Origin of the sequence: Lonsdalea quercina (assembly GCF_900107885.1) — a bacterium.
In the GTDB taxonomy this organism is placed as follows: Bacteria; Pseudomonadota; Gammaproteobacteria; order Enterobacterales; family Enterobacteriaceae; genus Lonsdalea; species Lonsdalea quercina.
Map to the genome: position 1 here is coordinate 353,666 of NZ_FNQS01000003.1, position 22,488 is coordinate 376,153.

16 protein-coding genes and 1 riboswitch are annotated in these 22,488 nt (G+C 57.3%); of the genes, 8 read left to right on the top strand and 8 right to left on the bottom strand.

From position 1 onward, the window contains the following. The first annotated feature begins 30 nt into the window (after positions 1 to 30). Positions 31 to 1,083, top strand: a complete 1,053-nt coding sequence (gene ompA, locus BLU64_RS06810) for a porin OmpA (protein WP_026744138.1) — start codon at positions 31 to 33, stop codon at positions 1,081 to 1,083. A gap of 615 nt (positions 1,084 to 1,698) precedes the next feature. Here ompA and BLU64_RS06815 read toward each other — a convergent pair. Next, complete coding sequence (locus BLU64_RS06815; protein ID WP_026744139.1) at positions 1,699 to 2,664, bottom strand: aldo/keto reductase; 966 nt, start codon at positions 2,662 to 2,664, stop codon at positions 1,699 to 1,701. 254 nt (positions 2,665 to 2,918) lie between these two features. On the opposite strand from BLU64_RS06815, the gene BLU64_RS06820 reads away from it, so the two are divergent. The 7 genes from BLU64_RS06820 (at position 2,919) to yegS (ending at position 14,933) form a co-directional block, all read left to right on the top strand. Next, positions 2,919 to 4,103, top strand: a complete 1,185-nt coding sequence (locus BLU64_RS06820; protein ID WP_026744140.1) for a NupC/NupG family nucleoside CNT transporter — start codon at positions 2,919 to 2,921, stop codon at positions 4,101 to 4,103. Positions 4,104 to 4,313: 210 nt separating this feature from the next. Next, on the top strand, positions 4,314 to 5,540 hold the full coding sequence (locus BLU64_RS06825; RefSeq protein ID WP_074728193.1) for an MdtA/MuxA family multidrug efflux RND transporter periplasmic adaptor subunit: 1,227 nt from the start codon (positions 4,314 to 4,316) through the stop codon (positions 5,538 to 5,540). Beyond that, the gene (locus BLU64_RS06830; RefSeq protein WP_074728195.1) at positions 5,540 to 8,662 is read left to right on the top strand and encodes an MdtB/MuxB family multidrug efflux RND transporter permease subunit; all 3,123 of its coding nucleotides are present in this window, start codon (positions 5,540 to 5,542) and stop codon (positions 8,660 to 8,662) included. The genes BLU64_RS06825 and BLU64_RS06830 overlap by 1 nt, the downstream gene beginning before the upstream one ends. Continuing rightward, entirely contained in the window at positions 8,662 to 11,742 is a 3,081-nt protein-coding gene (mdtC, locus tag BLU64_RS06835; RefSeq protein WP_074728196.1) for a multidrug efflux RND transporter permease subunit MdtC, read from the top strand. The genes BLU64_RS06830 and mdtC overlap by 1 nt, the downstream gene beginning before the upstream one ends. A gap of 253 nt (positions 11,743 to 11,995) precedes the next feature. Further along, on the top strand, positions 11,996 to 12,235 hold the full coding sequence (locus tag BLU64_RS06840; RefSeq protein WP_026744144.1) for a hypothetical protein: 240 nt from the start codon (positions 11,996 to 11,998) through the stop codon (positions 12,233 to 12,235). A gap of 114 nt (positions 12,236 to 12,349) precedes the next feature. After that, positions 12,350 to 13,711 carry a prephenate-dependent tRNA uridine(34) hydroxylase TrhP gene (gene trhP, locus BLU64_RS06845; protein WP_026744145.1) on the top strand — a complete coding sequence of 454 codons (1,362 nt, stop codon included), beginning with the start codon at positions 12,350 to 12,352 and terminating at the stop codon, positions 13,709 to 13,711. 319 nt (positions 13,712 to 14,030) lie between these two features. Then, a complete protein-coding gene (gene yegS / locus BLU64_RS06855; protein WP_074728198.1) occupies positions 14,031 to 14,933 on the top strand; it encodes a lipid kinase YegS in 903 nt (300 codons plus the stop codon). 21 nt (positions 14,934 to 14,954) lie between these two features. On the opposite strand, the gene psiE is transcribed toward yegS, so the two are convergent. The 7 genes from psiE to BLU64_RS06890 all read right to left on the bottom strand — a co-directional run bounded on the left by psiE (position 14,955) and on the right by BLU64_RS06890 (position 22,363). Then, the gene (psiE, locus tag BLU64_RS06860) at positions 14,955 to 15,362 is read right to left on the bottom strand and encodes a phosphate-starvation-inducible protein PsiE (protein ID WP_026740059.1); all 408 of its coding nucleotides are present in this window, start codon (positions 15,360 to 15,362) and stop codon (positions 14,955 to 14,957) included. 180 nt (positions 15,363 to 15,542) lie between these two features. Continuing rightward, the gene (gene thiD, locus BLU64_RS06865) at positions 15,543 to 16,346 is read right to left on the bottom strand and encodes a bifunctional hydroxymethylpyrimidine kinase/phosphomethylpyrimidine kinase (protein WP_074728200.1); all 804 of its coding nucleotides are present in this window, start codon (positions 16,344 to 16,346) and stop codon (positions 15,543 to 15,545) included. Continuing rightward, positions 16,343 to 17,137 carry a hydroxyethylthiazole kinase gene (gene thiM / locus BLU64_RS06870; protein ID WP_026744149.1) on the bottom strand — a complete coding sequence of 265 codons (795 nt, stop codon included), beginning with the start codon at positions 17,135 to 17,137 and terminating at the stop codon, positions 16,343 to 16,345. The genes thiD and thiM overlap by 4 nt, the downstream gene beginning before the upstream one ends. A 35-nt stretch (positions 17,138 to 17,172) precedes the next feature. Continuing rightward, positions 17,173 to 17,269, bottom strand: a riboswitch (TPP riboswitch). Positions 17,270 to 17,551: 282 nt separating this feature from the next. Continuing rightward, entirely contained in the window at positions 17,552 to 18,082 is a 531-nt protein-coding gene (locus BLU64_RS06875; protein ID WP_036153641.1) for an MltR family transcriptional regulator, read from the bottom strand. A gap of 118 nt (positions 18,083 to 18,200) precedes the next feature. Further along, positions 18,201 to 19,346 carry a mannitol-1-phosphate 5-dehydrogenase gene (locus BLU64_RS06880; RefSeq protein ID WP_074728202.1) on the bottom strand — a complete coding sequence of 382 codons (1,146 nt, stop codon included), beginning with the start codon at positions 19,344 to 19,346 and terminating at the stop codon, positions 18,201 to 18,203. 72 nt (positions 19,347 to 19,418) lie between these two features. After that, positions 19,419 to 21,401, bottom strand: a complete 1,983-nt coding sequence (locus BLU64_RS06885; protein WP_074728203.1) for a PTS mannitol transporter subunit IICBA — start codon at positions 21,399 to 21,401, stop codon at positions 19,419 to 19,421. Positions 21,402 to 22,096: 695 nt separating this feature from the next. After that, positions 22,097 to 22,363 (bottom strand): type VI secretion system PAAR protein, encoded by a 267-nt coding sequence (locus BLU64_RS06890; RefSeq protein ID WP_026744153.1) that lies wholly within the window; start codon positions 22,361 to 22,363, stop codon positions 22,097 to 22,099. Positions 22,364 to 22,488: the final 125 nt, after the last annotated feature.

Consider the following 22,488-nt stretch of genomic DNA (forward strand, 5'->3'; position numbering starts at 1 on the left):
TTACCTGTTTGGATGATAATGAGGCGTAAAATGAAAAAAACAGCTATCGCAGTTGCAGTGGCACTGGCTGGCTTGGCTTCCGTAGCTCAAGCAGCACCTAACGACAATACCTGGTACGCAGGCGCCAAACTGGGCTGGTCTCAGTTCCATGATACTGGTCTGTACGGCAACGGTTACCAAACCACTAACTCCCCTCACGAAAACCAGCTGGGCGCAGGCGCCTTCGGTGGTTACCAGGCTAACCAATACCTGGGCTTCGAACTGGGTTATGACTGGCTGGGCCGTATGAAGTACACCGGTGAAAACCGTGGTAACTTCAAAGCACAGGGCGTTCAGCTGGCTGCCAAACTGAGCTACCCAATCGTTGACGATCTGGACGTTTATACTCGTCTGGGTGGTTTCTTCTGGCGTGCTGACAGCCACGATGACGTGACTGGCCGCGGCGGCAACGACACCGGCATTTCTCCTATGGGTGCAGTCGGTCTGGAATACGCAGTAACCAAAAACTGGGCTACTCGTCTGGACTACCAGTGGGTGAGCAACATTGGTGACGCAGGCACCGTTGGTGGTCGTCCTGATAACGGTATGTTGAGCGTTGGCGTTTCTTACCGTTTCGGTCAGGAAACTCCGGCTCCGGTCGTAGCACCGACTCCGGCCCCGGCTCCGGTAGTTCAGACCAAACGTTTCACGCTGAAATCTGACGTACTGTTCACTTTCAACAAAGCAGAACTGCGTCCTGAAGGCCAGAGCTCTCTGGACCAGCTGTACACTCAGCTGAGCACCATGGATCCTAAAGACGGTTCCGTAGTTGTCCTGGGCTTCACTGACCGTCTGGGTTCAGAACAGTATAACGAAGGCCTGTCCACTCGCCGTGCGCAGAGCGTCGTTGACTACCTGGTTGCCAAAGGCATCCCGGCTGACAAAATTTCTGCCCGTGGTCTTGGCGAATCCAACCCGGTTACCGGTTCTACCTGTGACAGCGTGAAAGGCCGTAAAGCCCTGATCGACTGCCTGGCCCCGGATCGCCGTGTAGAAATCGAAGTGAAAGGTATCAAAGACGTTGTGACTCAGCCGCAGGCTTAATCGCAATCGCCTTTCATGGAAGATAATGACGTAGTGACTCACTGCGTCATATCCCAAGAATGATGAGTGGCTCCTGATTTTCGGGGGCCACTTTTTATTTTTACATGTCGATTCATGCTTAATCACCGACTCGGTAAACTGCCTCGCTTGCTGCTTTTTTTATTTCACCTTCCCACGCTAAGCTATTTTTACCTGCCAAAAAAATCGTGTGCTTTTTATTAATCGAGTGACGTTAAAATAAAATACGCCATTTATTTTCATTGCCGCTTTGATTCCCTGATGACCAACTCCTTTTCTTGCTAATTTTTGACTCAGCGAAGGATTAGGCTCACTTTTAGTGTGACAATAAATAATACGAAAACTAAATAAACGAATAAGAAAGAGAAAAGAATAAAGTGCAAAAAAATAAGAATGGAATCTACGACAAGACCGTAATGCTTGTCATTGAAGGGGGGAACGACGAAAAATAAGTGAGCAGGAATAACAACATAGGTAATCTTCGGTTGTTTTCTTCCTTTTTTACGCGATTGTAGACGTCAGATAAAATGCGTCGCCGTAATGGAGAGTGATACGCGCGTCCTGTCAAAACAAGTACGCGCGCTTATGTTTACCTCATCAATATTGGCTTGCGTTATTCAGCACGGCAATATCTTCCTCTGTCAGAGACAACCGGGTCGCAGCAGCCAGTTCGGCGACCTGATGAACCGACGTGGCGCTGGCAATGGGCGAAGTCACGCTCGGACGCGCGATCAACCAGGCCAGCGCGACCTGGCTGGACGATACGTTATGCGCCTTCGCGACCTGATCCAGAGCCTCAACAATCTTGATGCCCCGATCATTGAGATAACGATCCACGACGCCTTTACCGCGTAAGCTCTTGGAGGCATCTTCCGGGTGGCGATATTTACCGGACAAGAATCCGCTAGCCAGCGAGTAATAACTGATCACGCCCAGTCCATGCTCTTTGGCAATCGCTTCCAGACCCGACTCATAATGCTGTCTGTCGTACAGATTGTATTCAGGCTGCAGCGTTTCGTAACGAGCCAACTGATGGTCTTTACTGATTTTCAGCGCCTGAGCCAACCGATCGGTTTCATAATTCGAGGCCCCGATAGCACGAACTTTGCCCTCTCGAATCAATGCATCGAACGTCGACAGCGTATCTTCCAGCGGCGTCGATTTATCGTCGGTATGCGCCTGATAGAGGTCGATATAGTCCGTGTTCAGACGACGCAGAGAATCTTCTACAGCACGTCGAATATAGGCAGGAGCCAGCCCCTTGCCGCCATTTCCCATTTCCATACCGACTTTGGTCGCGATGATGACCTTGTCGCGTTGACCGCTTTTCTTCAGCCAGTTGCCGATAATCGTCTCAGATTCGCCTCCCTGGTTGCCATCAGCCCATACGGAGTACACATCCGCCGTATCGATGAAATTAAGTCCCTGATCCACCAACGCGTCCAGCAGGTTAAACGAGGTCGGCTCATCGATAGTCCAGCCGAAAACGTTACCGCCAAAAGTGATCAGAGGAACGTGGATCCCAGAACGTCCAAGCTCTCGGGAAGGGGTGGAAGCAGTCATAGGCAATCTCCTTTTTAATTAAACTCGCCTTAAAGTAGCCACTAAAAAGCGGCCGCGCTTGTACAATGCTTAGTCAACAACGCGCTGGTCCCCGGCACCACTGCGCCGAATAAAAGTTAATGCTATGAGACCAACGCTTTAGTTTAGGTTATTTTCCAATATATAATTCGCGCCCAGCGTATCTACTCTCAATGTTGACGCCGACGTTACCAACCTAACGTGAAAATTTGGCCCGTATCATATCTGGAGCAAACATGTCCCATCTCGTGCAATTCGTCCTGGCGTTAATCGTTATCGCCGGCCTATCGCTTTTGATCTGCCGCGATCGAAAAAGCATTCGTATCCGTTACATCATCCAGCTCTTAGTCATCGAAATCATACTGGCCTATTTCTTCCTCTACTCTTCCGTCGGGTTGGGTTTCGTTACCAGATTCGCGGGCATGTTCGACAGGTTGCTCGGTTTTGCCGCTGAAGGCACCAACTTCGTCTTTGGCAACATGAATGCTCAAGGCCTGGCCTTTTTCTTCCTCAAGGTACTCTGCCCCATCGTCTTCATCTCTGCGTTGATCGGTATCCTGCAATACATCAAAGTTCTGCCTTTTATCATCCGCGTAATCGGTACCGTCGTGTCAAAAGTAAATGGAATGGGCAAACTGGAATCCTTCAACGCGGTTAGCTCGCTGATTTTGGGACAGTCGGAAAACTTTATCGCCTATAAAGATATTTTGGGCAAAATGTCGGAAAAACGAATGTACACGATGGCGGCGACGGCAATGTCCACGGTGTCCATGTCTATCGTCGGCGCTTACATGACCATGTTGGACGCCAAATTTGTCGTGGCCGCGCTAGTACTGAACATGTTTAGTACATTCATCGTACTGTCTCTGATCAACCCCTATAGCGTCAACGATGAGCCGGAACTGCAGCTCAGCAACATGCACGAAAATCAGAGCTTCTTCGAAATGCTGGGGGATTACATTCTCACCGGTTTCAAAGTGGCCGTCATCGTCTCCGCCATGTTGATTGGATTTATTGCGCTGATCGCCGCCATTAACGCCTTGTTCAGTGCGCTCTTCGGACTTAGCTTCCAGGAAATTCTCGGCTACTTCTTCTACCCCTTTGCCTGGATCATGGGTATTCCGGCGAATGAAGCCCTCCAGGTTGGCGGCATTATGGCGACCAAGCTGGTGTCTAACGAATTCGTCGCCATGATGGAATTGCAGAAAGTTTCCGACCAGCTGTCTCCGCGTAGCGTCGGGATTTTGTCTGTGTTCCTGGTTTCCTTCGCCAACTTCTCTTCCATCGGCATTGTGGCCGGCGCGATCAAGGGCCTGAACGAACAACAAGGTAACGCGGTATCCCGCTTCGGTCTGAAGCTGGTTTACGGCTCCACGCTGGTGAGCCTGCTGTCTGCGGCTATCGCTGGACTGGTGTTATAGCGCCTGACTAATGATTATCTGACGTCATGCTACCCGGTCATCAAACGCTGACCGGGTAATTTTTATCCGTATGAAGATCTCTTCCCTATTGTCTTCATTTATGTTTCTTATTTACTCTCTATAGTTATACGCACTTCACCCGATAGCATAAGCACTAAACCCTTTGCTAACTCCCCCAGTTTGGGGCATTGGAGATCTCGTTTCATTACTATGAATACCAAACGTCTCTTTCGCTGGCTGTCATTGATCGCCGTTGCCGTCATCGCCGTCATTGCATGGCGATATTTCCACTCCACTACCCCGCCCGCGGGTTCAACGGCGAAAACTGCGTCCAGCAGCGGCAGAGGAGAAGGTCGTCGATCCATGACCACGCCGCCCGTGCAGGTGGCGCGCTCATTTACCTCCTCGGTTCCTTACTACCTGACCGGGCTTGGCACCGTCACATCGGCGAATACCGTCACCGTACGCAGCCGGGTCAGCGGACAATTGATGGCGCTGCACTTCGAAGAAGGCCAACAGGTCGCCGCCGGCGCGCTACTCGCGGAAATCGACCCGCGCCCGTTCGAAGTTGAGGTGACGCAGGCGAAAGGACAGCTGGCGAAAGACAAAGCGCTGCTTGCCAATGCGCGTCAGGATTTGGCACGTTATCAGGGACTGGTAAAAACCAATCTGGTATCCCGTCAGGAGCTGGATACTCAGACCTCGCTGGTGAAACAGTACGAAGCCACCGTCCAGTCAGATCAGGGCGCGCTGGACAGCGCCCAGTTACAGCTGGACTACAGCAAGATTACCGCGCCCGCCAGCGGACGCGTCGGGCTGCGTCAGGTGGATATCGGCAACTACATCACCAGTACGGATAACCTGCTGGTGCTGACGCAAACGCATCCTATCGACGCCGTTTTCTCGCTACCGGAAGATAGCATCGCCACTATTATCAAGGCGCAGAAATCCGGCCAGCCCATCGTCGTCGAAGCCTGGGACCGCGCCAACCAGCAGATGCTGTCGCAGGGCCAGTTGCTCAGCATGGATAACCAGATCGACACCACCACCGGCACCATCAAATTGAAAGCGCGTTTCGAAAATAGCGACGACCTCCTGTTTCCTAATCAGTTCGTGAATATCCGGATGAAGGTGGATACGTTGCTGAACGCGGTCCTCGCCCCCGCCGCCGCCGTGCAGATGGGCAACGAAGGCCACTTCGTCTGGCTGTTGAATGACAAAAATCAGGCGAGCAAGCATCTGGTCACCATCGGTATCCAGTACGGACAGAACGTGGTGATTAACAGCGGCCTGAACGCAGGCGAACAGGTAGTGACGGACGGAATCGACCGTCTGACGGAAGGCATGCAGGTCGACGTCATTCCGTCGTCCTCCACCGAAAGAACGTCTACGACCGCCGGTGACGATCGTCAGGCAAGAAAAGCGGAGACGCCCTAATGCAGGACAGCACGCCGAATCAGGGCGGCGGCCCATCCAGACTGTTCATTCTACGTCCGGTCGCCACCACGCTGTTGATGGTGGCGATTCTGCTGGCCGGGATCATCGGCTATCGCGCCCTGCCCGTCTCCGCGCTGCCGGAAGTCGATTACCCGACGATTCAGGTGGTCACACTGTATCCCGGCGCCAGCCCGGACGTCATGACGTCTGCGGTGACCGCGCCGCTGGAACGGCAGTTCGGCGGCATCTCCGGACTAAAGCAGATGTCGAGCCAAAGCGCCGGCGGCGCCTCGGTCATCACGCTCCAGTTCCAGCTCAATCTGGCGCTCGACGTCGCGGAACAGGATGTTCAGGCCGCCATCAACGCCGCCACCAATTTGCTGCCCAGCGATCTGCCTAATCCGCCGGTTTACAGTAAGGTCAACCCGGCCGATCCGCCGATTATGACGTTGGCGGTGACCTCCACCGCCATGCCGATGACGCAGGTGCAGGATCTGGTGGAAACCCGCATCGCCCAGAAAATCTCTCAGGTTTCCGGCGTCGGACTGGTATCGCTCGCGGGGGGGCAACGCCCCTCGGTTCGGGTACGTCTGAATCCAACCGCGCTGGCGGCCTATGGCCTAAGCAGCGAAACCGTGCGCACCGCCATCACCGCCGCTAACGTCAACGCGCCGAAAGGGAGCTTCGACGGCCCAGCCCGCTCGGTAACGCTCTCCGCCAACGACCAGATGCGTTCGATTGACGACTATCGCCAGCTGATCATCAGCTGGAGCAACAGCGCGCCGGTCAGGCTGCGCGACGTCGCCACGGTCGAACAGGCGCCGGAAAACACCTATCTGTCCGGGTGGGCGAACCGTCAGCAGGCCATCATTATCAATGTGCAGCGCCAGCCGGGCGCCAACGTCATTGCGACGGCGGACAATATCCGTCGTTTGCTGCCGTCTTTACAGGCCAGCCTGCCCAAGTCGGTCGAAATGTCGCTGCTGACGGACCGCACCACTACCATCCGTGCTTCGGTCGACGACGTACAGTTCGAACTGATTCTGGCCATCGCGCTGGTTATTATGGTGATATACCTGTTTCTGCGTAACGCGGTCGCCACGCTTATCCCCAGCATCGTGGTACCGCTGTCGCTGATCGGCACCTTCGCCGCCATGTATTTCCTCGGTTTCTCCATCAACAACCTCACGCTGATGGCGCTGACGATCGCCACCGGTTTCGTGGTGGACGATGCCATCGTGGTGATCGAGAACATCGCCCGCTACATTGAGCGCGGCGAGAAACCGCTGAATGCGGCGCTCAAGGGCGCAGGCGAAATCGGCTTTACCATTATCTCCCTGACGTTCTCGCTCATCGCCGTGCTGATCCCGCTGTTGTTTATGGGAGATATCATCGGCAGGCTGTTCCGCGAATTCGCGATGACGCTGGCGATCTCCATTTTGATTTCCGCCGTGGTGTCGCTCACTCTGACGCCGATGATGTGCGCCCGCATGTTGAGCCACAAAGGCCTGAGTCGTCAAAACCGTTTCACCCGCGCCAGCGAACGCTTCTTCGACCGCGTGATCGCCGCCTACGGTCGGGGACTGACCCGGGTACTGCAACATCCCTGGCTGACGCTCTGTGTGGCGTTAAGCACGCTGGTGCTGACCGTATTACTGTATCTGGTGATGCCGAAAGGCTTTTTCCCCCAGCAGGATAACGGGATCATTCAGGGCACCGTACACGCCTCCCAGACCGTATCTTTCACCACGATGGCGCAAAAGCAGCAGCAGGTCGCCTCCATCATCATGAAAGATCCGGACGTACAAAGCGTCTCGTCGCTGATCGGCGTGGATGGCACCAACCCATCGCTCAACAGCGGACGTCTGCAAATCAACCTTAAGCCGCACGGCGAGCGCAGCGACAGCATGACCGAGGTCATCACGCGCTTGCAGCAGCAGACGGCGCAGCTGCCGGGCGTTACGCTGTATCTACAGCCGGTTCAGGATCTGACTATCGATACCCAGATCAGCAAAACCCAGTACCAGCTGACGGTCCAAACGCTGTCGCTGGATACGCTCAGCGCCTGGGTGCCAAAGTTGGTGGAACAGCTCTCCGCCCTGCCCGAATTGCAGGACGTCAGCAGCGACTGGCAGGACGAAGCCGCCGTCGCTTACGTGAAGGTAGACCGGGACAGCGCCACCCGGCTCGGTATTTCGATGTCGGATATCGATAACGCGCTCTACAACGCCTTCGGACAACGGCTGATTTCCACTATCTACACGCAGTCGAACCAGTACCGCGTCGTGCTGGAGCAAGACACCCGCCAGCGTGACGGATTAGCGGCCCTCGACGATATCCGGCTGATCAACAGCGATGGCGGCGTCGTCCCGCTGGCCAGTATCGCCACGGTGGAACAGCGTCAGGGACCGCTTGCGATCAACCACGTCGACCGCTTCCCGGCGGCGACGGTCTCCTTTAATCTGGCGCCCGGTTATGCGCTGGGGGATGCGGTCAAAGCCATCGAGAAAGCGCAGCAGAGCATGGAACTGCCGTCGGAAATCACCACGCGTTTCCAGGGCAGCACCCTTGCCTTCCAATCCGCACTGACCAGTACCGTTTGGCTGGTTATCGCTGCGGTGATCGCGATGTATATCGTGCTCGGCGTGCTGTACGAAAGTTTCATCCATCCGATCACCATCCTCTCCACCCTCCCCACGGCGGGCGTCGGCGCGCTGCTGGCCTTGCTGGTCGCCGGAAGCGATCTGGATATCATCGCTATCATCGGCATCATCCTGCTGATCGGGATCGTGAAAAAGAATGCGATCATGATGATCGACTTCGCGCTGGCCGCCGAACGCCAACAGGGCATGTCGCCGTATGACGCGATTTATCAGGCCTGTCTGCTGCGTTTCCGCCCCATCCTGATGACCACGATGGCCGCGCTGCTCAGCGCGCTGCCGCTGATGCTGAGCACCGGAGTCGGCGCCGAACTCCGGCGTCCGCTGGGCATCTGTATGGTCGGCGGTTTGGTGATGAGCCAGGTGCTGACGCTGTTTACCACGCCGGTGATCTACCTGCTGTTTGACCGCCTTTCTCTTCGTCTGCGCCGCAAACCGGCTGAAACGCAGGGAGAAGTCTGATGAAGCTGTTCGCGCTGTTTATTCATCGTCCCGTCGCGACCACGCTGCTGGCGCTGGCGATTGCGCTATGCGGCGTGCTCGGCTTCCGACTGCTGCCGGTCTCGCCGCTGCCGCAGGTAGACTTCCCGGTGATCTCGGTCTCGGCCTCGCTGTCGGGCGCCTCGCCGGAAACCATGGCATCCTCGGTGGCGACGCCGCTGGAACGGGCGCTCGGCCGCATCGCGGGCATCACTGAAATGACCTCCATGAGTTCACTCGGTAGCACCCGCATCATTCTGCAATTTGAGCTGGATCGTGATATCAACGGCGCCGCCCGCGACGTGCAGGCCGCCATCAACGCCGCCCAGAGTCTGTTGCCCTCCGGCATGGCTAGCCGCCCCACCTACCGTAAGGTGAATCCGTCAGACGCGCCGATCATGATTATGACGCTGACCTCGGACACCTACTCCCCCAGCCAGCTGTACGATATCGCCACCAATCAGGTCTATCCGCGCATTTCACAGCTGGAGGGCGTCGGCGATGTCACCATTGGCGGCAGTTCGCTTCCGGCGGTGAGGGTATCGCTTAACCCGCTGGCGCTGTTCAATCAGGGCGTATCGCTGGATGAAGTCCGCCAGGCGATCGATAACGCCAATGTGCGCCTGCCCGTCGGCAGCGTGAATGACAAGACGACCCACTGGCAGATTGAAACCAACGACGAGCTGAAGACGGCGAAGGTCTATCGTCCGCTCATCGTTCACTACAATAACGGCGCGCCGGTGCGACTCAGCGATGTCGCGAAAGTCGAAGACTCCGTGCAGGACACGCTCAACGCGGGGATGACGAACGGCGAACCCGCCGTGCTGGTCATTATCCGCCGCGCGCCCGAAGCCAACATCATCTCCACCGTCGACAGCATCCGCGCCGCGTTGCCCGAACTGAGCGCCACGCTGCCCGCATCCGTGCATTTAAACGTCGCGCAAGACCGCTCCCCCACCATCCGCGCGTCGCTGGCGGAGGTGGAGCGGGCGCTGGTCATCGCCGTCGCGCTGGTGATTCTGGTGGTGTACCTGTTCCTGCGCTCGGGGCGCGCCACGCTGATCCCGGCGGCGGCGGTGCCTATCTCGCTGATCGGCACGTTCGCCGCCATGTATCTGTGCGGTTTCAGTCTGAATAATCTGTCGTTGATGGCACTGACGATCGCCACCGGCTTCGTGGTGGATGACGCCATTGTGGTGCTGGAAAACACCGCCCGGCACATCGAAGCCGGCATCAAACCGATGCAGGCGGCCATACAGGGCGTGCGCGAAGTGGGCTTTACCGTCGTCTCCATGAGCGTGTCGCTGATCGCCGTTTTCATTCCTCTGCTGCTGATGGACGGGCTATCGGGACGACTGTTTCGTGAATTCGCCGTCACCCTGTGCGTGGCGATCATGATTTCGCTGGTGGTCTCGCTCACCCTGACGCCGATGATGTGCGCGCGCCTGCTGCGTCCCCACGCCCCCCGCAGCCAGCCTCGCCGGCGAGGATTCAACCGGGTGCTGCTGGCCTTGCAGGAGCGGTATGCGCTCTCCCTGAACTGGGTATTGGCGCGTGCGCGCTGGGTCGTACTGGTCCTATTCGGCACGATCGGCCTCAGTGTGTGGCTCTATATCGACATGCCGAAAACCCTGTTCCCGGAGCAGGATACCGGGCGGATCATGGGCTTTGTGCAAGGCGACCAGAGCATTTCGTTCCAGGCGATGAAAACCAAGATGCAGGACCTGATGAAAACCGTCAGTAGCGATCCCGCTGTGGATAACGTGACCGGTTTTACCGGCGGTAACCGGACCAACAGCGGGTCGATGTTCATCAGTCTAAAGCCGCTGGCGGAACGCGGCGCCAGCTCGCAGCAGATTATCGCAAGGCTGAGATCTAAACTGGCTCAGGAGCCGGGCGCCAGCCTGTTCCTGATGGCGGTGCAGGATGTGCGGATGGGCGGCCGCGAAGCCAACGCCAGCTATCAATACACCCTGCTGTCGGATGATTTGAGCGCGCTGCGCCAGTGGGAGCCGAAAATTCGCGAGGCCCTCACCGCACTGCCGGAACTCGCGGACGTCAGTTCCGACCAGCAGGACAAAGGTGCCGAGCTGGCGCTGACCTACGATCGCGACACCCTGGCTCAGCTTGGCATCAGCGTGTCGGATATCAATGCCCTGCTCAACAACGCCTTCGGGCAGCGGCAGATCTCCACCATCTATCAGCCGCTGAACCAGTATAAGGTGGTGATGGTGGTCGATCCGGTGTATGCGCAGGACGCCACCGCGCTGAACAAGATGTTCGTTATCAACAGTGAGGGCAAGGCGATCCCCTTGTCCTATTTCGCCCACTGGCTGCCCGCTAATGCGCCGCTGTCGGTCAACCATCAAGGGCTATCCGCCGCGGCGACGATCTCCTTCAACCTGCCGCCGGACGCCAGCCTGTCCGAGGCGACCTTCGCCATTGAGCGCGCGATGACCGCGCTGGGCGTGCCTTCCAACGTCCGCGGCCAGTTCGCCGGCACCGCGCTGGCGTTCCAGCAGTCGCAGTCGTCCCAGGTGGCGCTGATCATCGCCGCCATCGTCACGGTGTATATCGTGCTGGGGATGCTGTACGAAAGCTACGTGCACCCGCTGACCATCATCTCCACCCTGCCGTCGGCGGGGGTAGGCGCGTTGCTGGCGCTGAAGCTGTTTGATAAGCCGTTCAGCCTGGTCGCGCTCATCGGCATTATGCTGCTGATCGGCATCGTGAAGAAGAACGCCATCATGATGGTGGACTTCGCGTTGGTGGCGCAACGCACTCAGCATCTCAGCGCGCGCGAAGCGATATTTCAGGCCTGCCAGCTGCGCTTCCGCCCCATTTTGATGACGACGCTGGCCGCCCTGCTGGGCGCGCTGCCGCTGGTGTTAAGTAGCGGCGACGGCGCGGAGCTGCGTCAGCCGCTGGGGATCACCATCGTCGGCGGGCTGGTCATGAGTCAGCTGCTGACGCTCTATACCACGCCGGTGGTTTATCTGTTCTTTGACCGACTATCCCACCGACGCGCGCGCCGCCCGGTGACACTGCCGGAGTCGTCCTGACGGGCATTCAAAGAAACTGTCAGAGTCGGTGAAAAATTCACGATAGCCACTCAAGCTCAGGTTGTTAGCCTGAATGTTCTGGTTATCAAACGCTAAAAACGTCAGCGATGTCGGATTCTGCGGATGGTCTATGGGGTCGGGTCGTGGCGGCGGAATAGCCTAAAAACGGCGAGCAAGGCTGGACGTTCAGCACGCCGCAGATTGCCGGTCCGCATCCCCCCGCCGTGCGCAACGTCCATGAGCTGTGCTGTACATGGCGAGCGACGCCGTCAAAACGCTCGCTGGCAACCTCGAGGGCTTCTATCCCGCCGGGCTGCGTCCTGACATCAACCGCGGGAACACGCTGACTTACGATACGATCACCAACGGCGTCTACAAGACCGGTTATTACGGCATTCGCTGGCTCAATCCTACCGGCATCGTGCCGCAGGGACCGGAAATCGATCTCGATCGACCGCAGAACCGCCGCACCCGCCGTGGAGAAACGAAATAGGCATACTTTTTGTAAGCCGAATACTGATTTTTCCCCGCATAAGCGCTAGAATCTGCCGCCTTACTGCTCCCGCCCGGGGGCAGCCTGACCTGAGATCAGACTTGAGAGAAACCCATGTTTAAACCGGAACTACTGTCTCCGGCCGGTACGCTGAAAAATATGCGTTACGCCTTCGCTTATGGCGCTGACGCGATTTATGCCGGCCAGCCCCGCTATAGCCTGCGCGTGCGCAATAACGAATTCAATCATCAGACGCTGGCCGAGGCGATCAACGAAGCGCATTCGCTGGGCAAAAAGTTCTACGTCGTCGTTAACATCGCGCCGCATAACGCCAAAATTAAAACCTTCCTGCGCGACCTCCAGCCGGTGATCGACATGCAGCCGGATGCGCTGATCATGTCCGATCCGGGTCTGATCATGTTGGTGCGTGAAAACTTCCCGCAGATGCAGATTCACCTGTCGGTGCAGGCCAACGCGGTCAACTGGGCAACCGTAAAATTCTGGCAACAGATGGGGCTGAGCCGCGTGATTTTGTCCCGCGAATTGTCTCTGCAGGAAATTGAAGAGATCCGCGCGCAGGTGCCGGAGATGGAGCTGGAAATTTTTGTTCACGGCGCGTTGTGTATGGCCTATTCCGGCCGCTGCCTGCTCTCCGGCTACATCAACAAACGCGACCCCAATCAAGGCACGTGCACCAACGCCTGCCGTTGGGAATACAAAGTGCAGGAAGGTAAAGAAGACGAGGTGGGCAACATTGTCCACATGCATGAACCGATTCAGGTCGCTAACGTCGAACCCACGCTGGGCATCGGCGAGCCGACCGACAAGGTCTTTATGCTGGAAGAGAGCCAGCGCCCCGGCGAATATATGAGCGCGTTCGAAGATGAACACGGCACTTATATCATGAACTCCCGCGATCTACGGGCGATCCAACACGTTGAACGCCTGACGCAAATGCAGGTGCACTCGCTGAAAATCGAAGGTCGTACCAAATCCTTCTACTACTGCGCACGCACCGCGCAGGTGTACCGTCGCGCCATCGACGACGCCGTGGCGGGAAAACCTTTTGACCCATCGCTGTTGCAGACGCTGGAAGGGCTGGCTCATCGCGGCTATACCGAAGGTTTCCTGCGCCGTCACGTCCACGAAGACTACCAGAACTACGACTACGGTTATTCGGTGTCCGACCGCCAGCAGTTTGTCGGCGAGTTCACCGGCGAACGGCGTAACGGTCTGGCGGAAGTCGCGGTGAAAAACAAGTTTTCCTGCGGCGATAGCGTAGAAATGATGACGCCGGGCGGCAACGTGCAGTTCACGATTGAAGGGATGCAGAACGCTAAAGGTCAGGATACCGACGTCGCGCCGGGCAACGGCCATATCGTCTACCTGCCGGTCCCGGAAGACATTTCGCTGGAATACGCGTTGCTGCTGCGTAATCTGCCGGGGACCAACACCCGTCATCCTCACGCCAAATAATGTGCCGACAGTCAGAGCAGAACGCTGTTCTGACGTTTTTTAGAAATGGATCACATCAATGGCGGACGCGGTCGGTTATTATTCAACCGCTGAGAAAACACAGAACGAAAAATAAGCGTAGTAACACTACCAGGAACCACCTCTTTCGCCAGCTCAATCTCCCTTGAGCTGGCTTTTTCTTTTCCTGATCACCCCGCCACGTATCCATTGTCCGCGCGTCACGCTTTTCTGCTACGCTGACTACACTATTTTCGGAGGCGATCTGCATGCTTCGCCTCATTTTCGGTTTCATCAAGGTCTTTTCAGGGAGTACGTCGTCATGGCGCAAAAACCTCAATCCATCATCATTTTGAACGGCAAAAGCAGCCAAAACGACGAACTGCGTCAGGCGGTGACAGTCCTGCGTGAAGAAGGTTATCCTCTGCACGTGCGCGTCACCTGGGAACACGGCGACGCGTTGCGCTATGTCCGTGAAGCGATAGCGATGGAAGCGGACAATGTGATCGCCGCAGGCGGCGACGGCACCATCAACGAAATCGCCGTGGCGCTGGCGCATCAGGAAGCGGAACATCGCCCCTGTCTGGGGATTGTGCCGCTGGGCACGGCCAACGATCTCGCTACCAGTTGCCGGATTCCGACCGACCTGCATCAGGCGCTGCGGCTGGCGATTTTAGGCCGCGCGACCGCAATCGATTTGGCTCGGGTCAACGACCGACACTACTTTATCAATATGGCGACGGGCGGTTTCGCCACCCGTATCACCACCGAAACGCCGGCGGCCATGAAATCTGCGCTGGGCGGCGCGGCCTATGTGCTGAACGCGCTGCTGCGCATCGACACGCTGAAGGCCGAACGCTGTCAGGTTAAAGGTCCGGATTTTGACTGGGAGGGCGATACGCTGGTCATCGCCATCGGCAACGGTCGTCAGGCGGGAGGCGGACAGCAACTGTGCCCGGATGCGGTACTGAATGACGGGCTGTTGCAGCTGCGCGTGCTGTCTGCGAAAGAGCTGCTGCCGAATATGATGCAGGCGCTGATGTCCGGCGGTGAAAATCCCAACGTGATCACGACCGCACTGCCGTGGCTGGACATTAGCGCGCCGAACGAGATGACGTTCAACCTCGATGGCGAGCCGCTGACCGACAAACACTTCCGTATCGAGGTGGTGCCAGCGGCGCTGCGCTGCCGCTTCCCCAGCCCTTGCCCGCTGCTGAGCGAGTAAACGACCGGGGTCGGGACATCGCTATTCGCGTCTTAGCCGCTGGCTGTTTGCCAGATACAAGGTCACCACCAGAATCAATATCGCGCCCGCGTAGATCAAGGTATAGGTGGGATTTTTGTGGTCGACGATAATCAGCCGCACGATGGCGGTGATCCCGATATAGACGAAGTAACGCAGCGGAAAATGATAGCCCGTCTCAAAATACTTCACGATTAGCGCAATAAATTCGAAATACAGAAAATACACGACCAGACTTTCAATCAACAGATAGGTGGAATCCTTCTCACTGCTCACCATCAATGCCTTCGCCAGGTGCAGCGTCTCTTTGCCCAAAAACACCACCAGAATAATAGCGAGAGCCAATAAACCTATGTTAAGTATTGTTTGTAACCCTTTGGCGATCATGATCGAACGCGTTGAACCTGCCATGTACATGACTCCTAACCATCCTTCATTTTTCTGCATCTACGCCGGCGGCGAACTGCTATTGCTGTGTGCGACGTCCCTGCGAACGTCGTGAATCGGCCGGAAAAACCTGACACCGGTCACAAAATTACCGGTAGCCCCTGAGACTGTCCATGTAAATTTCATTTTCCGCAGAGATAGGCATCACCACCAGCGGTGGAAATGATGCACCGGCCCGATGCCCTGACCGACTTCCAGCGTATTCGCCTGTTGTAAGGCCCCTTGCAGATAGGCTTTGGCGGCGGCCACACAGGCCGACCAGTCGTCACAACGGGGACGCAATGCCGCCAACGCCGCCGACAGCGTGCAGCCCGTACCATGAGTATGGCGGGTATTGACTCTCTGCGCCGAAAAACGCAACGGTGATGCCCCAACGGTGAACAGCCAGTCCGGACTTTCGCGATCGGAAAGATGGCCGCCTTTCATCAGCACCGCCTGACAGCCCAACGCGAGCAGCGCTTCGCCCTGCTCCCGCATCTCGTTTTCGTTCTCGGCGATCGGGCACGCCAGCAGCGCGGCCGCTTCCGGCAAATTCGGCGTGATGATGGAGACCTGCGGCAGCAGTTGCTGACGCAGCGACTGTACCGCCGACGGTTGCAGCAACGGATCGCCGCTTTTCGCCAGCATCACCGTGTCGAGCACGACGAAGCGTACCGGATAACGGCGCAGACGTTCGGCGACGGCCTCGACGATATCGGCCTCGGCCAGCATGCCGATCTTGGCGCTATCAATCCGCACATCGCCGAGCACCGAGTCAAGCTGCGCGGCCACGAAGGCGGGTTCGATACGGTAGACCGACTGCACGCCACAGGTATTTTGCGCCACCAGCGCCGTGATCACGCTGGTGCCGTAGGCTTCCAATGCCGAGAAGGTTTTCAGGTCGGCCTGGATGCCCGCGCCGCCGCTTGGATCGGTGCCCGCAATCGTCAATGCGTTGATACGCTTCATTTCGCGGTCGCCTCCATTGCCATAAACAACTGATCCAGAAACCGCGGGATAAAACTGCCGGGACCGCCCGCGCCGTTGGCGGCACGTTGCCCGCATTCAGACATCACCGCGCAGGCGGCGGCGATATGTTGCAGGCGATCGCCCGGCAACGCGCAAAACCCCGCCACCACCGCCGACAACGCGCAGCCGGTCCCGACGACGCGGGTCATCAGCGGGTGCCCGCCCGCCACCGCCCAGTCACGCTCGCCGTCGGTGACGTAGTCCACCTCGCCGGTCACGGCCACGCAAACGGACCAGCGTCGGGCAAGCTCCCGCGCCGCAGGCAGCGCGGCCAGCGAGGTGTTGCCGCTATCTACCCCCCGGCCCTGCGAAGCGGCGCCGGACAGCGCCAGGATCTCTGAAGCGTTACCGCGTACGGCGGCAGGCCGCAGCGCCAGCAGTTCACGGGCGAAGTCGCTGCGAAACGTCAGCGCGCCGACAGCGACCGGGTCCAGCACCCAAGGGCGTTCGGCCCGATTGGCGTTCGCCACCGCAGATCGCATGGCTTCGGCCCGGACCGGCTCCAGCGTACCGATATTAATCAGCAGCGCATCCGCTAACGCGCTGAACTGCGCGGCTTCGCTGCGCTCCACCACCATCGCGGGCGACGCGCCCAGCGCCAGCAGCACATTCGCGGTAAAGCTTTGCACGACATCATTGGTCAGACAGTGAATTAAAGGGGGGCGGCGGTGAAAGAGTTTCAGAGAATCCGCCGCAAGCGCGGACGGAAACGGCACAGGTCGAGTATTCATAAGTCTCCCAACCGGCGATCAAGAAGGCGGGAGCCGGTGAGACTCCGTGACTTCCCTACGCTGGCATTATCCAGATCAGGTGGTACGGGTCTTTCTCAGCCTTCACGTGGAAGGGCACCCCGAGTCAACGTTCATGATTATTCGGCCTGACGGCGCAAAGGTCAACGGCCGCCAACCATCGCGCATCGACGATAACGGGCGAAACAAGGTATGAAGAGGAGTTCAGAAGGGAAAAGCCAGGAATTACAGCGAGAAACAAGAAACAAGAAACAAGAAACAAGAAACAAGAAACAAGAAACAAGAAACAAGAGCGCATAGGGATACGCCTTGATTGTCTAGTGAATAAACGGCCGACGCCGTACGACCCCCACGGCGTCGAGCGCTTTGCCCGTCATATTACAGGCATAATGCCGATCAGAACGCGGTCTTGTGGTACAGGCGCGAGACCAGATCCGTTATGCACAACACCAGCGAGGACTGGATACGCTGCTGATAGCGCTGTTTTTGCATCTCCAGCAGCGAGGTGTCCACCCCATCTTCCGGCAAATGCGAGTTGAACTGAGGCGGCAGCGGCGTCATACCGTGCAACATGCTGACCGGCCCCAGAATTTCATCATCGGTAAACCGGTAACGCTGTCCGCCATGCTCCAGTTCATTGTTTAACGCCAACAGCAGTTCAACGTCTTCGTACTCGTCTCGGCTGATCACGCCCAGCGCATAGATCAGTTTAAGGCGAACCGGCAGCGCAGACAGCGGGCCGCTGCCCTCCAGCAGCGGCTCCACGGCATATTTGACGGCATAATCATCCTTGCGGAACGCCTGCAGGACCAGATGGTCAATCGCATCGGCCAGAAGTTCGACCGCCGCCTGGATAAACCCCGAGACGGTCGGTCTGGCGTTCAGGCGTTCCAGAATGTGACTTTCGAACGCCTGCTCGTCTTCCATCCCCGTCTTGGGCTGCGGCACGTTTTTCTGCGTCGGGCGCGGCTCGGAAGCCGCCACCCGACGTTTACCTGCGGGAGAATAACGCTGTTCTGGCATCAGTATCGTTTTTCACCTTGCGTTACAGAGAGTGATATAACGTTGCCACCTGCGTGACAACCTCGGGACGATCTTCCAGTCCGGTAATCTGGATCAGCGCATTTTCGACGCCGTGCGCATCAATCAGCGCCGCCATTTCACGCGCCTGCTCATCCTCATCGCTACGGTATTTCAGCGCCGCGGCGATGCCGATCAGCAGATTACGGTGCGGCAGGCCGTATTCCAGCGTACCGCGCAACGGCCTGATTAACCGGTCGCCGTCGCCCAATTTGCGCAGCGGCTGTCGGCCCACGCGTTCGACATCGTCGTGCAGATACGGATTTTCGAAACGACTGAGGATCTTGTCGATGTATGCCGCATGCTGCGCCGGATCGAAGCCGTAGCGTTGAATCAGCACCGCGCCGCTTTCCTGCATTGCGCCTTTTACCACCGCGCGCACCGCATCATCGAGTATGGCTTCGCGGATCGTCCGGTAGCCCGCCAGACACCCAAGATACGCGGTTATGGCGTGGCCGGTATTGAGCGTAAACAACTTGCGCTCGACATAGGCCATCAGGTTGGCGGTGGGTTCCATCCCGGCGATGACCGGCAGCTCGCCCTTGAACTGCGTGCTGTCGACGATCCATTCGCTGAACGTTTCGACCGTCACCTCCAGCGAATCGTCGTTCGCCGCTGCGCTGGGCGGCACAATGCGGTCCACGGCCGAATCCACAAATCCCACATGCTCGTCGACCCATGCATGCAACGCGTCGGGCAGTGCCGCCATAACATGCTGACGAAGCTGGCTGGTGCCGCGCACCATATTTTCGCAGGCGATGATATTTAGAGGCTGCCGGTTGCCGCGCTCATGCCGCGCTATCAATCCCTGCGCCAACGTTCCCGCAATTTTACTCAGGACCTGCGGCCCGACGGCGGTGGTGATGATATCCGCGCGGGCGATCTCATTGATGGCGTCGGGGCTGGCGCTATGCACCGCGCTGACGCGGTTAACTCGTTCAACATGCGACGCTTCTCCAACAACATGAACCTCATAGTGCTGCTGATGAGCCAGTTGATCCACCAGCGGCTGATTGACGTCGGCAAAAATAAGTTCGGACTTGGCGTCCGCCAATAATTTGCCGATGAAGCCACGACCAATATTGCCTGCACCGAAATGAATCGCTTTCATTGTCGACCTCGATATCTTGTCAAAATCGTTGAGCTGCACGTACGGACCGGTCAAACGCCGGTCCGATAGGCTTCACGCCACGCGTTCGCCGGAGAGCAGCACCAGCATCTCTTGCACGCTGCGGGTTTCCACCAGCCGCTCGATGATGCCGTCGTCATTCAGGGCATTCGTCAGACGCGCAATCACCTGAACATGTTCGTTATTACGGGCGGCGATCCCAATCACCAACCGCGCGACGTCGTCCGGCTCGGAGCCGAATCTGACGCCTTGCGGATATTGGCAAATCACGACGCCGGTGCGCAGGACGCGATCTTTGGCTTCAACCGTGCCGTGCGGAACGGCGATGGATTCCCCCAGATAGGTGGAGGTCATGGCTTCGCGCTCCAGCATGGCCTCGACGTAGGCCGGCTCCACGTATCCGCCCGCGACCAGCTGTTCGCCCGCAAAGCGGATGGCCTGCTCTTTACTGTCGGCCTGTAGATTGAGGAAGATGTTGTTCTCACCCAGTTCGAACAGATTGGCTTCGTGTTCGGCCGGATCGAACCAGTCATCATTGGCCGCGACAATGGTTTGATTAATCAGTCGGTTATCGTTCGCCGCTACCGGACGGTACGCCGCCAGCAGCCGGGTCGTCAGCTCGTTGTACAAGCCGCTGTCGAGGAAGTTACTCAGAGAAAGGTGGATCGCGTGCGGCGCGTGCTGCAACGCTCGTTCGGTAAGATCCTGGTGGGTAATGACCAGATCGACCTCTTCCGGCAGGCTGTTGATCGCCATATTCGTGACCGAGATATGCGTCAGTCCAGCATCCTTTATCTTCTTGCGCAGCACGCCCGCGCCCATCGCGCTCGACCCCATACCGGCATCACAGGCCACAATGATCTTCCGCACCAAACTCAGATCCTGCGAAGCATCCAGCGTAGCGCGCATCACCGGCTGTGGCTGAGCCGCGCCCGGCGCGTTGCCGCCTTTCGCTTTCTGTTTCAAGCTCTGCATGCGACGGGTCGCGTCCGCCAGACCGTTGTCTTCTTCATCCCCCACCGGCACGCGTTTCAACATCACCGCAGAGACCAGGAAAGAGACCAAACCCGACATCAGGATAGAGAGCACCACGCCGATCAGCGACGACTTCGGCGTCATCAGCAATACCGCGAAGATCGACCCCGGAGACGCCGGAGAGACCAGCCCCGCGTTGAACAGCGTCAGCGTAAAGACGCCTGTCATACCGCCGAGGATCACCGCCAGCATCAGGCGTGGATTCATCAGGACGTACGGAAAATAAATTTCGTGGATACCGCCGAAGAAATGGATGATGGCGGCGCCCGGCGCGGACTGTTTCGCACTGCCCTTGCCGAAGAACATGTAGGCCAGCAGCAGGCCGAGTCCCGGGCCGGGGTTGGCTTCGATCAGGAAGACCACCGACTTGCCGGTTTCCGTCGCCTGCTGGATCCCCAGCGGGGAGAAAATCCCATGGTTGATGGCGTTGTTGAGGAACAGCACTTTCGCCGGTTCCACAAAAATGGAGGTCAGCGGTAGCAGGTTGTCCTGCACCAGCAGGTTTACCCCGGTCGCCAGCACCTTGGACAACGATGAGACCAGCGGTCCAATGGCCATAAAGGCCAGCCCCGCCAGCAGCATCCCGATAATCCCGGCAGAGAAGTTGTTGACCAGCATTTCGAAGCCGCTTTTGATTTTACCGTCAACCCAGCGGTCGAAACGTTTGATAGCCCAGCCGCCCAGCGGGCCGGCCATCATCGCCCCCATAAACATTGGCATGTCTGCGCCAACGATGACGCCCATTGTGGTGATAGCGCCCACGACCCCGCCGCGTTCGCCGCCGACCAACCGGCCGCCGGTATAACCAATCAGCAGCGGCAGCAGGTAGGTAATCATGGGCTCGACCAGTTTGGCCAGCGTCTCATTCGGCAGCCAGCCGGTAGGAATAAACAGCGCGGTGATTAAACCCCAGGCGATGAATGCGCCGATATTGGGCATCACCATGTTGCTGAGGAAGCGGCCAAAATTCTGTATCTTGACCTTAATAGTTGGTGATAGCATAAAACTCACTCCCCTCGGTGGTACGCGCTCAGGGACGGTGCGCGTCGTAATAGTGAGATGGTTTCGCCAAAAACCATCGGTCGTTCTCTAGACAAATCGACTCTATCACGCCGTTTTCGCCCCCAGTACCCCGAGGGGAATTTGTGACTGAGATCACTCAGTTACCCCACCTCAGGTAGGATTTCACGCGATCTCCATCACAAATCAGATCTGAAAGTCAGTTACATTGTTAAAATTTGGCGTTTGACAGCCCCTCTTACGTGACCACCATCACACTTCAATTCAGTAACTTTGTTTTAACATTGTGACTTACATCACGTTGCGCCGTTCAATTCAGAGTCCTGGATAGAGGTCGAAGGTTTGCGTTTTCTGTTTCGGCGGAGAAATTGGGGAAAAATGTAATTTAATTACGGGTTGGGGTGAGTAGAAACGCCAGCGCCAGAATGCAGCGAAGGATTGGACGTAGATAAGGCGGAGATTTGAAACCGTAGGAGACTGGCTGACCGCATTGCACCATAAGACCACGCCAGTCGAGGTCATAGCCCCTTCAGGGAAACAGAATGAAAGGGCTGACGCATTATGACCCGGTCGTACTATCTTGCCCCTCAGATGAATAGCCCACCGCTGCTCGCTAACTTTCGGCTAGTGATACGTTGGTTTGAAATATCGATGAGTGGGTTATCACTTCGGAAAAGCTATCCGATAGTCACCGTTCCCCCACCGATCAACACCCCCCCACAGCTCACTGCATCACCGGTACGGGCGACAGGCTTACCATCCGCGATCACGGTTGATGAACCACCGCAGATGTTACGTGCGTGGCCATGAGCCGCCAACGGATCGCCTTCACGCGCCAGAGAAAGGCCATCGACCTTAACCGTGGAAGAGCCAGCAATGACTGACGTCGGCGGATGGCTGTCGTGCCCCGTATCTATATCGCCCAACTTAACCGCATTTCCCATAAATTCATTTCTCCATTATTCATCTGATAACGCGAGAGACTTCAAAAATTCGTCGCTTTTTCATAAACATAATAGGGTAATCAAAAAGAACAAGAGCCAAATCCGAATGAATCGTGTACGTTCTG

Coding starts and splice junctions, on each gene's coding strand:
- thiD (WP_074728200.1), bottom strand. CDS start 16,346: ATGAAGCGTATCAACGCATTGACGATTGCGGGCACCGATCCAAGCGGC.
- BLU64_RS06815 (WP_026744139.1), bottom strand. CDS start 2,664: ATGACTGCTTCCACCCCTTCCCGAGAGCTTGGACGTTCTGGGATCCAC.
- ompA (WP_026744138.1), top strand. CDS start 31: ATGAAAAAAACAGCTATCGCAGTTGCAGTGGCACTGGCTGGCTTGGCT.
- BLU64_RS06880 (WP_074728202.1), bottom strand. CDS start 19,346: ATGAAAGCGATTCATTTCGGTGCAGGCAATATTGGTCGTGGCTTCATC.
- thiM (WP_026744149.1), bottom strand. CDS start 17,137: ATGAATACTCGACCTGTGCCGTTTCCGTCCGCGCTTGCGGCGGATTCT.
- BLU64_RS06890 (WP_026744153.1), bottom strand. CDS start 22,363: ATGGGAAATGCGGTTAAGTTGGGCGATATAGATACGGGGCACGACAGC.
- BLU64_RS06840 (WP_026744144.1), top strand. CDS start 11,996: ATGGCGAGCGACGCCGTCAAAACGCTCGCTGGCAACCTCGAGGGCTTC.
- BLU64_RS06885 (WP_074728203.1), bottom strand. CDS start 21,401: ATGCTATCACCAACTATTAAGGTCAAGATACAGAATTTTGGCCGCTTC.
- BLU64_RS06825 (WP_074728193.1), top strand. CDS start 4,314: ATGAATACCAAACGTCTCTTTCGCTGGCTGTCATTGATCGCCGTTGCC.
- trhP (WP_026744145.1), top strand. CDS start 12,350: ATGTTTAAACCGGAACTACTGTCTCCGGCCGGTACGCTGAAAAATATG.
- BLU64_RS06875 (WP_036153641.1), bottom strand. CDS start 18,082: ATGGAAGACGAGCAGGCGTTCGAAAGTCACATTCTGGAACGCCTGAAC.
- psiE (WP_026740059.1), bottom strand. CDS start 15,362: ATGGCAGGTTCAACGCGTTCGATCATGATCGCCAAAGGGTTACAAACA.
- mdtC (WP_074728196.1), top strand. CDS start 8,662: ATGAAGCTGTTCGCGCTGTTTATTCATCGTCCCGTCGCGACCACGCTG.
- yegS (WP_074728198.1), top strand. CDS start 14,031: ATGGCGCAAAAACCTCAATCCATCATCATTTTGAACGGCAAAAGCAGC.
- BLU64_RS06820 (WP_026744140.1), top strand. CDS start 2,919: ATGTCCCATCTCGTGCAATTCGTCCTGGCGTTAATCGTTATCGCCGGC.
- BLU64_RS06830 (WP_074728195.1), top strand. CDS start 5,540: ATGCAGGACAGCACGCCGAATCAGGGCGGCGGCCCATCCAGACTGTTC.